This window comes from Kitasatospora sp. CB01950 (assembly GCF_001905465.1).
GTDB lineage: Bacteria > Actinomycetota > Actinomycetes > Streptomycetales > Streptomycetaceae > Kitasatospora.
Window position 1 is genome coordinate 51,934 of the sequence record NZ_LISX01000010.1, and the last position, 12,864, is coordinate 64,797.

Here is a 12,864-nt window from a genome sequence, read left to right on the forward strand (position 1 = left end):
CCGTCACTTCCTGGCCGACTGGAGGTCGAGCGCCCGCAGCACGCGGTCCGCGATCTCGGGGTCGGCGCCGGCCTCGCCGCGCGCGATCAGCACCTCGCGGCGGGACGCGGCGATCATCTCCTGCTCGACCGCGAACGCCTGCCGCCACTTCTTGCCGCGGCGCTTCGCCTCCATCGCCTCTTCCTCCTCGTACCGGTCCGGGCAGAGCCGGGCCAGCCGGTCGTGCTGGCGCTCGCGCAGGCGCTCGGTGATCTCCGGCGGCAGCTGGTCCTCCTCCTCCAGCTCGGACAGCCGGTGCAGCCCGGCCTTCGCGGCCCGCCACCACAGGTCGCGGACGGCCTGCTCGTGGGCGTCGTGGTCGCTGTCCAGGCCGAGCAGCTTCACCACGTACGGCAGCGTCAGGCCCTGCACCACCAGGGTGAACAGCACGACGCTGAAGGCGATGAAGATGATCTCGCTGCGGGCCGGGAAGTCCACGCCGCTGTGCAGGGTGAGCGGGATGCCGAGGGCCAGCGCGACGGTGGCGACACCGCGCATCCCGGACCACCACAGCACCACGGTCTCCCGCCAGCTGATCGGGGTGTCCTCCTCGCCGTTGCTGACCCGCTTCGACAGCCAGGCGGCGGGCAGCAGCCACAGCAACCGGACCAGCACCACCACGGCGATCACGATCGCGGTGTCGCCGAGCATGGTGTGCCAGGTGTCCTTGACATCCCGCAGGACGGTGGACAGCTCCAGGCCGATCAGGCCGAACGCGACGCCGGTGATCAGCGTCTCGACGATCTCCCAGAACGCGTTGCCGACCAGCCGGAACGAGACCTCGTCGGCGTCCGAGGCCCGGTCGGCGAGGTACAGCGCGCAGACCACCACGGCCAAGACGCCCGAACCGTGCAGCTCCTCGGCGAGCGTGTACGCCGCGAACGGCACCAGCAGGTTCAGCGCCACCTGCTGGGTCGGGTCCTCCAGCCGCCCGGCCAGCTTGGCGTTGGCCCAGCCCAGACCGATGCCGACCGCCACCGCGACCACCGCCGACAGCAGGAACCGCAGCAGCGCGTGCCCCACCGAGAGGTCGCCGTCGACCACCGCCTCGATCGCCAGCGAGTACACGACGATCGCGGTGACGTCGTTGAACAGGCCCTCGCTCTCCAGCACCGAGACCAGCCGGCGCGGCAGCCCGACCTCGCCCGCCACCGCGACGGCCGCCACCGGGTCGGGCGGCGAGACCAGCGCGCCGAGCGCGACCGCCGCCGCGAGGGGCGCCGCCGGCACCAGCCACGAGAAGACGCCCGCGACGGCGGTGGTCGTGACGATCACCAGCGCGACGGCGAGCAGCAGGATCGACCGGATGTTGGCCTTGAAGTACCGCATCGAGGAGCGCCGGGCGACCGCGAAGATCAGCGGCGGCAGCACCAGCGGCAGGATGAACTCCGGGTCGATCTCCACGTTCGGGATCTGCGGCACCAGCGCGAACACCAGGCCGACCATCGTCATCAGCACCGGTTGCGGGATCCGGGTCTTCCGGGCCAGCGGCATCGTCACCACTGAGGCGAGCAGCACCAGGAAGAGCAGTGACAGCTGGCCCACGACGGATCCTCTCGGCTTAAGCGGACGGGCCGCTTCAGCATACGTTCCCACCCCAACCGGACCGATTGTGTGTTTCCGGCGCTGACCAGGTAATGTTCTCTCCGTCAGCAAGCGCCGCTAGCTCAGTTGGTTAGAGCAGCTGACTCTTAATCAGCGGGTCCGGGGTTCGAGTCCCTGGCGGCGCACAGACAACCGAAGGCCCCTCGCACTCGCGAGGGGCCTTCGGCGTTCTTCTCCTCTTACTACTCTCCTCTTACTACTCCGCACGCCGCTCGTTCACGCACAGCACGTTGCCGTCCAGGTCCTTGAACCACGCGGCCCGCATGCCGTCGTTCTCGGCCACACCGTCCAGGGTCTTCAGCCCCGGCAGGTCGTACTCCTCGAACACCACGCCACGACCGCGCAGTTCGGTCATCTCGGCATCCAGGTCGGCGACCTTCCAACTGGCCAAGGTGTGCCCGGCCTGCCCGCCGTACGGCGTCCGGTACATCGAGAACTCACCGCCCCCGCACCGGAACACCGCCTCCTCCGCCGTCTCCTGCACCAGCTCCAGCCCCAGCGTGTCCCGGTAGTACGTCTTCGCCTGCCCGAGGTCGGTCACCGGAATCACCGCACACAACGGCGCATCTCCCAGCATCACCACCACCTCCTCCCCCCAGGCTATTCACCCACCCCGCCCCCGGCGACCGGGTACGAAACGCCCGAGCGCAACCGGGGGCGGGGAACTGCGAGGGTGCGAACCCAGGGGTGCCTCGGCTGCTACCCGAAGTAGTTGTGGAAGTTCTTCGAGAACTCGTTCCCGTTGTAGTTGTCCCAGTTGATCGACCAGGTCATCAGCCCGCGCAGGTTCGGCTGCTTGCCGGCCCGCGGGGTGTAGGAGCCGCAGCCGGTGCCCTTGGTGAGGCAGTCGAGGGCCTGGTTGACGACGGCCGGGGCGACGTAGCCGTTGCCCGCGTAGGTGTTGGCGGGCATGCCGATGGCGACCTGGGAGGGCTTGAGGGGCGGGAACATGTTGGCGGTGTTGCCGGCCACCGGGAAGCCCGCGAGGAGCATGTCGGTCATGGCGATGTGGAAGTCCGCGCCGCCCATGTTGTGGTACTGGTTGTCGAGGCCCATGATCGAGCCCGAGTTGTAGTCCTGGACGTGAAGCAGCGTCAGGTCGTCACGCAGGCCGTAGATGACCGGCAGGAAGGCCCCGGCGCGCGGGTCCTGGCCGCCCCAGGGACCCGATCCGTAGTACTGGTAGCCGAGTTGGACGAAGAAGGTCTCCGGCGCCATGGTCAGCTGGAAGTTCGCCCCGTACTTGGCCTTCAGGCTCTTCACGGCCGAGATCAGGTTGGTGATCACCGGCGTGGTCGGGTTCTTGAAGTCGTTGTCGCCGGTGTTGAGCGACAGCGAGTGCCCCTCGAAGTCGATGTCGAGGCCGTCCAGGCCCCACTTGTCGATGATCGCGGAGACCGAGGAGACGAAGGCGTCCCGGGCGGCGGTGGTGGTGAGCTGCACCTCGCCGTTCTGGCCGCCGATCGACAGCAGGACCTTCTTGCCCTTGGCCTGCTTGGCGGCGATGGCCGCCTTGAAGTCGGCGTCGGACTCCACGCCGGGGCACTGCGCGACGGGGCACCGGTTGAAGTGGATGTTGCCGGAGGTGATGGAGTCCGGCTCACCGAAGGCGAGGTCGATGATGTCCCAGCTGTCGGGCACGTCGGACATCTTCAGGTACCCGGCCCCGTTGGCGAAGCTCGCGTGCAGGTACCCGACCAGCGCGTGGCTCCCGGCCGGCGGCGGCGTGCTCGGCGAGCCGGACGGACTGGCCGAAGCGGAGGGAGAAGCCGAGGCCGAGGCAGAAGCCGAGGCGGAAGCGGAAGCGGACGCGGACGCGGAGGCGGACGGGCTCGGCGAGCTCGGCACCGAGGGAGAAGAGCTCGGCGCGCCCGGCCCGTCCAGGGAGACGTCGTCCGCGTAGTAGGTGCCCTGCCCGTACCAGCCGTGGGTGAAGACGGTGGCGCTGGTCTGGGTGGCGGTGGTGGTGAAGCTGACGGAGAGCTTCTGGTAGGCGCCGCCGGTGCCGGGCGTCCAGGTGGAGGCGCCGCCGTTGACGCCGAGGTAGGTGTACGAGCCGTTGACCCAGGCGCTGAGCGTGTACGTGGTGTTGGGGGCGACGGCGACGGTCTGGGTGCACTGGGCGGTGTCGGTGGCGGAGGCGGCGCCGGCCAGCGCGTAGGTGCCGCTGTGGGCGTGGCCGGTGACGACGCTGCCGGTGCTGCCGGAACAGGTCCAGGGGTTGAGCGTGCCGGTCTCCAGGCCGCCGTTGACGAGGAATTCGCCGGCCGAGGCCGACCCGGCCAGTCCGAAGCTGATCGCTACGGCGCCCGCGGCGGCCACGGCCCAGGCCGTTCCGGCGGCGAGCAGCCGCTTCCTTCGGGGAGTGCGCATGTGGGGATGCTCCTGCCTCTGTGTGGGGGAACGTCCGTCTCCCGCCCGCCGGACTGTGGGGTTTCCGGCCCGGGGCATGCCGCCGCACCGGCACGCACCCTGGGAGTTGGACTAGACCACTGAACCGGCTCGGCCCGCCCCTGTCAATGCACCGGCGACCCTCGCTCCTTGACGACCGATCAGTCGACGGAAACGCACCCGGACCCGCCCGCGTTGCGGCCCCCGGCGCGGGGTCGAACCATGGAGTGGTGCCCGGATATCTGCGTTTCCCCCATGTACGCGACGGTCTGCTCGCCTTCACCGCCGAGGACGACGTCTGGGTCGCGCCGCTCGCCGCGGACGGCTCGGTCGGGCGGGCGTGGCGGGTCAGTGCGGACCGGACCAGGGTGAGCCACCCCCGGCTGTCGCCGGACGGCACGGTGCTGGCGTGGACCAGCTGGTTCGCGCTGACGCCGGAGGTGTTCACCGCGCCGGTGGCGGGCGGCGCGGCCACCCGGCTGACGTTCTGGGGCAGCCAGGACACCCGGGTGCGGGGGTGGCTGCCGAACGGGGAGGTGCTGGCCGTCACCTCGTACCACGAGCCGTTCGCGCACTACACGTGGGCGTGGGAGCTGCCGCCGGACGGCGCGCCGGGGCGGCGGATGCCGTGGGGGCCGGTGGCGGACGCGCAGATGGGGGCGGGGCACACGGTGCTGCTGACGGACGCGGCCCCGCACGAGCCGGCGTTCTGGAAGCGCTACCGGGGCGGCGCGACCGGCCGGCTCTGGGTGGACCACGACCTGCTGCTGCCGGACCTGCCGGGCCACCTGGCCGCGCCGATGCCGGTGGAGACCCCGGCGGGCACCCGAGTGGCGTTCCTGTCCGACCACGAGGGCGTGGGCAACGTGTACTCGGTGCGCCCGGACGGCACCGACCTGCGACGGCACACCGACCATGCGACGTACTACGCGCGGGAGGCCGCCACCGACGGCACCCGGATCGTCTACCAGCACGCGGGCGACCTGTGGCTGCTGGATTCGCTGGACGCGCCGGCCCCGCGCCGCCTGGAGGTGCCGCTCGGCGGCGCCCGGGCGGGCCGTCGCCCATACCAGGTGGGCGCGGCGAACAACGTCAAGGACCTGGCCTGCGACGCCACCGGCCGGGCCGGGGTGATCAATGTGCGCGGTTCGCTGTACTGGCTGACCCACCGGGACGGCCCGGCCCGGGTGCTGGCCGACACCCCGGGGGTGCGCTGCCGGCTGCCGCTGGTGCTCGGCTGGGGCGGCCAGGCGGCCTGGGTGACCGACGCGGAGGGCGAGGACGCGATCGAGCTGGCGCACCTGCCGGGCAAGAACGACCCGGCCCCGCACCGCCGGATCGCGGCGGGCCTGATCGGCCGGGTGCAGGAGCTGTCCGCCGCCCCGGACGGCAGCCGGCTGGCGGTGGCCTGCTCGGACGGCCGGCTGCTGCTGGTGGACACCGCCGAGGGCGGCGTCACGGAGGTCGTCGCGTCCCGGTACGGGCCGGTCTCCAGCCCGTCGTTCTCCCCGGACTCGCAGTGGCTGACCTGGTCGCAGCCGGTCGCGGGCCGGTCGCTGCGCGCCGTGCGGCTGGCCCGGGTGGACCGGCCGGAGCGGGCGATCGACGTCACCGGCGGGCGGTTCGAGGACGAGCATCCGGTGTTCACCCGGGACGGCCGGTTCCTGGTGTTCCTGTCCTGGCGGGGCTTCGACCCGGTGCACGACGTGCACACCGGCGACCTGTCGTTCCCGCTGGGCTGCCGCCCGTACCTGGTGCCGCTGGCCGCCGACACCCCGTCGCCGTTCGCCTCCCCGGCGGAGGGCCGTCCGCCGGTCGGTCTGGACCCGGAGGAGGCCACCGGCGACGGCACGGTGCAGGTGGACGAGGAGGGGCTGAGCAAGCGGCTGGTGCCGTTCCCGGTGATCGCGTCCAAGTATTCGGCCACGGCGGCGGTGCGCGGCGGCGTGGTGTGGCTGCGCTGGCCGATCTCGGGCGCGCTCGGCCAGACCTTCGCCAATCCGGAGGACACCTCGGGCCGCCCGGCGCTGGAGTTCTTCGACCTGGCCCGGGGCCGCCGCAGCACGCTGGTCGAGCAGTTGGACGGTTTCGCGGTGTCGGCGGACGGCTCGGCGGTGTCGGTGTTCTCGGGCGGGGCGCTCAAGCTGTACCTGCTGTCCGCGCCGACCGCGCCGCTCGCCGTGGACCTGCGCCGGATCACCCACACCGTGCATCCGGCCGCCGAGTGGCAGCAGTCCTACTTCGAGGCCGCCCGGATCGTCGCCGACCAGTTCTGGGACCCGGGCATGTGCGGCCTCGACTGGCCCGAACTCACCGACCAGTACGCCCCGTTGCTGGAACGGGTGGCCTCCCCGGACGACTTCGCGGACCTGCTGCGCGAGCTGCTCGGCGAGCTCGGCACCTCGCACGCCTACGTCACCCCGGCGCGACGCGGCGAGGGCCCGGCGATCGCCCAGCAGCCGCTGGGCCTGCTCGGCGCCAACGCGCACCGCGACCCGGACGGCCGCTGGCTGGTCGACCGAATCCTGCCCGGCGAGTCCTCCGACCCCAAGGCCCGTGCGCCGCTTGCCGGTTACGGCCTGCACGACGGCGACGAGCTGCTCGCCGTGGACGGCCGCCCGCCGGACCCGGTGCGCGGTCCCACGCCGCTGCTGGCCGGGACGGGCGGCACCACGGTGGAGCTGACGGTCCGCCACGGCGAGCGGGTGCGCCGGATCGCCGTCACCCCGCTGACCGACGAGCGGCCCATCCGCTACCAGGACTGGGTGGCCAAACGCCGGCACCTGGTACGGGAGTTCAGCAACGGCGTGTGCGGCTACCTGCACATCCCGGACCTCGGCGGCTCCGGCTGGGCGCAGTTCAACCGCGACCTGCGCTCCGAACTCGCCCGCCCGGCCCTGGTGCTGGACGTCCGCGGCAACGCCGGCGGCAACGTCTCCGAACTGGTCCTGGAGAAGCTCCGCCGCCGGGTCCTGGCCTGGGACTTCACCCGCGGCCGGCAGCCCGTCCGCTGGCCCCGGGACGCGCCGCGCGGCCCGGTGGTCGCGCTCGCCGACCACGCCACCAGCTCCGACGGCGACGTCATCATCAGCGCGATCAAGGCCCTCGAAATCGGCCCGGTGGTCGGCACCCGCACCTGGGGCGGCGTGGTCGGCATGACCGGCCGGAACGCGCTCGGCGACGGCAGCCAGATCTCCGTCCCGAAGAACGCGTCCTGGTTCACCGGCGGCGTCGGCTTCTCGGTCGAGAACCGCGGCGTCTCCCCCGACATCGAGGTCGTCCGCACTCCCCGCGACTGGGCGCGCGGCGAGCACACCGACCTCGCCGCGGCCGTCACCCTCGCCCTCGACCTGCTGACCCACACCCCCGCCGCCGCGCCCCCGCCCCCGACCATCGGCCGCCCGAACCTCCGCCGCCCGCCGCTGCCGCCGCGGGCCTGAGACCCAGGGCGAACGCCGACGCCCGCCCGGGCGCCGGCGTTCGCTGTCGCGGTCAGCCCCAGGGGTCTCCCTCGGCCGTCATGTTCTCGGCTGCCTGTCGGTCCTCGCGTTCCTGCCGGACGCGGCGCTCCGCTTCGTCGCGGGCGCGTTCCGCGCGGTCGCCGAAGGCGTCGGCGGCCTCGTCGTGGGCGAGGGCGGCCCGCTCGGCGGGGTCGGCCGCGGGCTCGGCGGGGTGGTTGCGGAACCTGTCGAAGATGCCCATGTCTCCTCCTCGGGTGGGCGTCCCCCCTGCTGTCGCTGCCCCACTTCTCACGGTACGCCGCCCGGTTTGCCGGGAGGGCGTGGACAGTGGGCTCCGACCACCCTCGCACCGGCCCTGCGGGGTCGCACCCGGACGGCCCCGGCTCACCCGCCCGGCGCAGGCCGCCGCCGCATCGGGGCCGGGGCCGAACTGCCGTGCGCGGCAAAGGAGAAGGCGTCCGCCCGGGGGCCGATCGCGGCGGGCGGGCGTGGCCGCCGCCCGGCCTGCCGCCCGAGGCTGAGGGGGTCAGCCGCCCCACAGCCGCAGCTTGAGAGGTGAGCGCGCCATGTCCGATCAGCCGTCCCCCGACGGGAGCACCGACGCCGTCGACGCCCTGGTCCGCAACGGGCACAAGGCCCTGCGGGAGTACGCGGGTCTCACCCAGGAGCGGGTGGACCGGATCGTGAAGAAGGCCGCGCTGGCCGCGCTGGCCGCGCACACCCGGCTGGCGGCGCTGGCCGTCGAGGAGACCGGGCGCGGGGTGTTCGAGGACAAGGCGGTGAAGAACGTCCTCGCCTGCGAGAACGTCACGCACTCGCTGGCGGGGATGCGGACGGTCGGGGTGATCGCCCGGGACGACATCGAGGGGATCGTGGAGATCGCCGAGCCGGTGGGCGTGCTGGCGGCGCTGACCCCGGCGACCGATCCGACCTCGACCACCGTCTTCAAGGCGCTGATCGCGTTGAAGACCCGCAATCCGATCGTGTTCGCGTTCCACCCGTCGGCGCAGCGCTGTTCGGCGGAGGCGGCCCGGGCCGTGCGGGACGCGGCGATCGCGGCGGGCGCCCCGGCGCACTGCGTGCAGTGGATCGACGCCCCGTCGGCGGCGGCGACGGACGCGCTGATGCGGCACGACGGGGTGGCGACGATCCTCGTCACGGGCGCGGACCGGCTGGTGCGGGCGGCGTACTCGTGCGGGAAGCCGGCGCTGGGGGTGGTCGCGGGCACGGTGCCGGCGTACCTGGAGCGGAGCGCGGACCTGCGGCGCGCGGTGAACGACATCGTGCTGTCGAAGTCCTTCGACAACGGGATGGTCTGCGCCGCCGAGCAGGCGGTGATCCTGGACGAGGAGGTGTACGAGGCGGCGCTGGCGGAGTTCCGGACCTTGCGGGCGCACCTGGCGGACCCTGCCGAGACGGCCCTGCTGGAGCAGCAACTGTTCGACGGCGACGGCGAGTTGAGGGCGGAGCTGGTCGGGCGGTCGGCGGCGGAGGTGGCGCGGGCGGCGGGCTTCGAGGTGCCGGAGGACACCTCGGTGCTCCTCGCGGAGGTCGACGGGGTCGGCCCGCTGACCGGGCCGAAGCCCTGCCCGGTGCTGGCGGTGCTGCGGGTCCGGTCGCGGGCGCAGGGCGTCCGCCTGGCGGCGGAGCTGGTGGAGCTGCGCGGTCCGGGGCAGTCGGCGGTGGTGCACACCGAGGACGCGGCGTTCGCGGAGGAGTTCGGCGCGGGGGTGCGGGCGGGCCGGATCGTCTGGAACGCGCCGGGTTCGCACGGCGGCATCGGCGACGTGTACAACGCCTTCCTGCCCACGGTGTCGGGGAACGTCTCGGCGCCGCATCTGATCGGTGTGCGGCGGATCGGGCGGCGCAACACCAACATGCAGTGGTTCAAGGTCCCGCCGAAGATCTTCTTCGAGCGCGGCTCGCTCCGGTACCTGGCGGACCTGCACGGGGCCCGCCGGGTGGTGGTGGTCACCGACCGGGCGATGGTGGAGGTCGGCCACCTGGAGCGGGTCCGGGAGGTGCTGCGCCGGCGGGCGGAGCCGGTGGAGGTGCGGGTGGTGGACTCGGTGGAGCCGGAGCCGAGCGTGGCGACGGTGGAGCGGGGCGCGGAGCTGCTGCGCGAGTTCCGGCCGGACACCGTGGTGGCGCTGGGCGGCGCCGGGCCGATGGACGCGGCGAAGGTGATGTGGCTGCTGTACGAGCACCCGGGGGTGGAGTTCGCGGACCTGACGGAGAAGTTCTTCGACATCCGCAAGCGCGCCTTCACCTTCCCCGACCTGGGCGAGAAGGCGCGGCTGGTGTGCGTGCCGACCACCTCGGGCTCCGGCAGCGAGGTCACCCCGTTCGCGGTGGTCACCGACCCGGAGACCGGCCGGCGGTACCCGCTGGCGGACTACGCGCTGACCCCGACGGTGGCGATCGTGGACCCGGCGCTGACCGGCGACCTGCCGGCGGCGGTGACGGCGGACTCCGGTTTCGACGCGCTGACGCACTGCGTGGAGACGTACGTGTCGGTGTACGCCAACGACTTCACCGACGGCCTGGCGCTGCAGGGCGTCCGGCTGGTCTTCGAGAACCTGCCCGCGGCGGTGCACGACGGCCCGGCCGACCCGGTGGCGCGGGAGCGGATGCACAACGCGGGGACGATCGCGGGCATGGCGTTCGGCTCGGCGTTCCTGGGCGCGGTGCACGCGATGGCGCACACCCTGGGCGCGACCTTCCACGTGCCGCACGGGCGGGCGAACGCGCTGCTGCTGCCGCACGTGATCCGCTGGAACGGCTCGGCCCCGGCCCGGGTGAGCAGCTGGCCGAAGTACCGCAGCTACGTGGCCCCGGAGCGCTACCGGCAGATCGCCCGCACCCTGGGCCTGCCCGCCGACTCCCCCGAGCAGGGCGTGGAGTCGCTGGCCCTCGCGGTGGAGGAGCTGCGCGAGCGGGTCGGCATCCCCCGCTCGTTCAAGGAGGCGGGGGTGGACGAGACGGCGTTCCTGGCCGGCCTGGAGCAACAGGCGATGAACGCGTTCGAGGACCAGTGCGCGCCGGCCAATCCGCGGCTGCCGATGCTGCGGGACCTGCGGCGGCTGATGACGCTGGCCTACTACGGCGACGACCGGGCGGTGTGACGGCCGGGGCCGCGGCGGACCGCCCAGGGCCTGCCTTCCCGTTCGCCGACACCCCGGCGCCGGGCCGTGCGCGACGTCTTCGCCGCACCCGGCCCGCACGCGGGGTGCCGGGCGGTCAGCCGGAGATCGAGGCGGCGCCGGTCTCCAGGTGGCCGGTGAAGCGCTGCGACCAGGCGGCGTCGCCGCTGACCGTCACGGTGAAGTCGTACCAGCCGTTGGTGTAGGCGGCCGCGTTGAACCAGTCGCCGACGCTGCCTCCGGCGGGGACCTGGTAGCTCCAGGGGCCGTCGGTGCGGTAGTTGGTGGAGGTGATGGTGAACGTCATCGGCGCGGTGCCGGTGTTGGCGAGTTGGAACCAGATCGCGAGCCTGCCGGTGTCGGGCGCGGGCGCGTACGTCGCGGTGACGGCGGCGTTCCGGCCGGCGGCGGTGGTGTCGCCGGTGAAGCGGCGCAGGAAGCGGTTGGGGCCGATCACCGTCAGGTCGTACTTGCCGGAGCCGTAGCCGGTGCCGCAGTTGAAGAAGTCGCTGGTCGTCGCGCCCGCGTCCACGGTGTACTGCCAGGGGCCGCCGGAGCGGTAGGCGTTGGCGTAGGCCGCGAAGTGGCTGGTGGCGGTGCCCTGGTTGGCCATCGCGATCCAGACCTTGGTCACGCCGCCGGAGCCGAACTCCAGGTGGTCCAGGTTCGCCACCGGCTGGTACGGCAGGGCACGCGCCGGACGGGTGCCGGCCTCCTGCGCGGGCAGCTGGTTGTTGACGGGCGCCGGGTTCGGCAGCGGGCCGCAGGCGGCCAGGCCGATGGTGCCCGAGGTGTCGGGCAGTGCGGGCATCCCGTACACCGGGTTGGCGAAGTCGAACAGTCCGGTCAGGTCGCCGCACACCTTCCGCCGCCACGCCGAGATGTTCACGCAGGTCGCGGGCTTGCCCTGGGCGGCCGTCCACTTCTCCAGGAAGCGCAGCACCGAGGTGTGGTCGAAGGTCTCCGAGGACACCCACCCGCCCCGGCTCCACGGCGAGACGGCGAGCATCGGGACCCGGAAGCCGAGGCCGATGTTGACGCCGCTGTAGAACTCCCCGGCGGTTCCGGCGGGCGCGGCCGGCGGCGGGACGTGGTCGAAGAAGCCGTCGTTCTCGTCGTAGTTGACGAACAGGATCGAGGAGTTGAAGACGTCCGGGTTCGCGTTCAGCGCGTCCATGACGTTGTGCACGAAGTGCGCGCCGTCGGCGGGCGTGGCGTACGGGTGCTCCGAGGACGCCTGGTCCGGCACGATCCACGACACCTGCGGCAGCGTGCCCGCCACCACGTCCGCGCGGATCGCCGCCACGATGTCGTCCGGCGTCCGGTTGGTGGCCTTGGGAACGGAGCCCATGCCCTTCACTGCGAGCGCGCTGCCCGCCGGGGCCGAGGAGAACTGGGTGAAGTACGCCAAGGCGTTGTCGCCGTAGTTGTCGGACGCGTTCTGGTAGACCTTCCAGCTCACCCCCGCGTTCTCCAGCGCCTCCGCGTAGGTCTGCCAGCGCAGGCCCGACTCGTCGCCGCCGTCGTAGGCCGGGCCGCCCGCCGCGCCCGACGGGTCGATCTGGCCGGACCAGTGGTAGGTGCGGTTGGGGCCGGTCGCCGACAGCACCGAGCAGTGGTAGGCGTCGCAGACCGTCCAGTTGTCGGCCAGTGCGAAGTGGAACGGGATGTCCGCCCTGGTCAGGTGGCCGAGCGTGCGGACGTTGCCCTTGGCCGCCACCCAGGAGTCCAACTTGCCGCTGTTCCACGCCCTGTGCTGGTCCGACCAGGCGTGCGAAAGGTCGCCGTTGCACTGCGCGAGGCGCTCCGGGTCCGCGCCGCCGGCCGGCTTGGTGGCGCTGAACTGCCACGGGTACTGGCGGCCCAGCAGGTTCGGCTGGTTGAACACGCTGTAGCCGCCGGATATCTGGATCGCCGAGCGGTCGGCGAAGCCGCGCACGCCCTTGAGCGTCCCGAAGTAGTGGTCGAAGCTCCGGTTCTCCTGCATCAGGATCACCACGTGCTTCGCGTCCGTGATCGTCCCCGTGGTGCCCGCCGGCGCCGCGACGGCCGGGGCCGCCCCGCCCCCGACCACCGACCCGGCCACCGCCGCACCGGCCGCCGCACTCGCCGACAGCGCCATGAACTTCCTGCGACTCAGCTCTGCCATTTCGACCCGCCCTGCCCTTCGGCTGCTGATGATGTTGTTCAGACACCTGGTGTCCGAACGCCGAGCATCCTCACGC

Annotated in this window: 7 protein-coding genes and 1 tRNA gene; 3 read left to right on the forward strand and 5 right to left on the reverse strand. The window is 72.7% G+C overall.

Annotated elements, in window-relative coordinates:
* Positions 1 to 3 precede the first annotated feature (3 nt).
* The gene (locus tag AMK19_RS24145; RefSeq protein ID WP_073815213.1) at positions 4 to 1,584 is read right to left on the reverse strand and encodes a Na+/H+ antiporter; all 1,581 of its coding nucleotides are present in this window, start codon (positions 1,582 to 1,584) and stop codon (positions 4 to 6) included.
* Between the two features lie 111 nt (positions 1,585 to 1,695).
* Here AMK19_RS24145 and AMK19_RS24150 point away from each other — a divergent pair.
* Positions 1,696 to 1,769, forward strand: a tRNA-Lys gene (locus AMK19_RS24150).
* Positions 1,770 to 1,840: 71 nt separating this feature from the next.
* On the opposite strand, the gene AMK19_RS24155 is transcribed toward AMK19_RS24150, so the two are convergent.
* Positions 1,841 to 2,221, reverse strand: a complete 381-nt coding sequence (locus tag AMK19_RS24155) for a VOC family protein (protein ID WP_073815215.1) — start codon at positions 2,219 to 2,221, stop codon at positions 1,841 to 1,843.
* Between the two features lie 122 nt (positions 2,222 to 2,343).
* Positions 2,344 to 4,017 (reverse strand): chitinase, encoded by a 1,674-nt coding sequence (locus AMK19_RS24160; RefSeq protein WP_073815218.1) that lies wholly within the window; start codon positions 4,015 to 4,017, stop codon positions 2,344 to 2,346.
* A gap of 248 nt (positions 4,018 to 4,265) precedes the next feature.
* Here AMK19_RS24160 and AMK19_RS24165 point away from each other — a divergent pair, with 248 nt between their 5' ends.
* Positions 4,266 to 7,475, forward strand: coding sequence for a S41 family peptidase (locus tag AMK19_RS24165; RefSeq protein ID WP_443135035.1), 3,210 nt, complete (start codon positions 4,266 to 4,268; stop codon positions 7,473 to 7,475).
* Positions 7,476 to 7,527: 52 nt separating this feature from the next.
* Here the strand turns inward: AMK19_RS24165 and AMK19_RS24170 are convergent, their stop codons facing one another.
* On the reverse strand, positions 7,528 to 7,737 hold the full coding sequence (locus AMK19_RS24170; RefSeq protein ID WP_073815222.1) for a hypothetical protein: 210 nt from the start codon (positions 7,735 to 7,737) through the stop codon (positions 7,528 to 7,530).
* Between the two features lie 325 nt (positions 7,738 to 8,062).
* On the opposite strand from AMK19_RS24170, the gene adhE reads away from it, so the two are divergent.
* Positions 8,063 to 10,621 (forward strand): bifunctional acetaldehyde-CoA/alcohol dehydrogenase, encoded by a 2,559-nt coding sequence (gene adhE / locus AMK19_RS24175; RefSeq protein ID WP_073815224.1) that lies wholly within the window; start codon positions 8,063 to 8,065, stop codon positions 10,619 to 10,621.
* 115 nt (positions 10,622 to 10,736) lie between these two features.
* Here adhE and AMK19_RS24180 read toward each other — a convergent pair whose 3' ends face one another.
* Positions 10,737 to 12,788 (reverse strand): phosphocholine-specific phospholipase C, encoded by a 2,052-nt coding sequence (locus tag AMK19_RS24180; protein WP_073815226.1) that lies wholly within the window; start codon positions 12,786 to 12,788, stop codon positions 10,737 to 10,739.
* Positions 12,789 to 12,864: the final 76 nt, after the last annotated feature.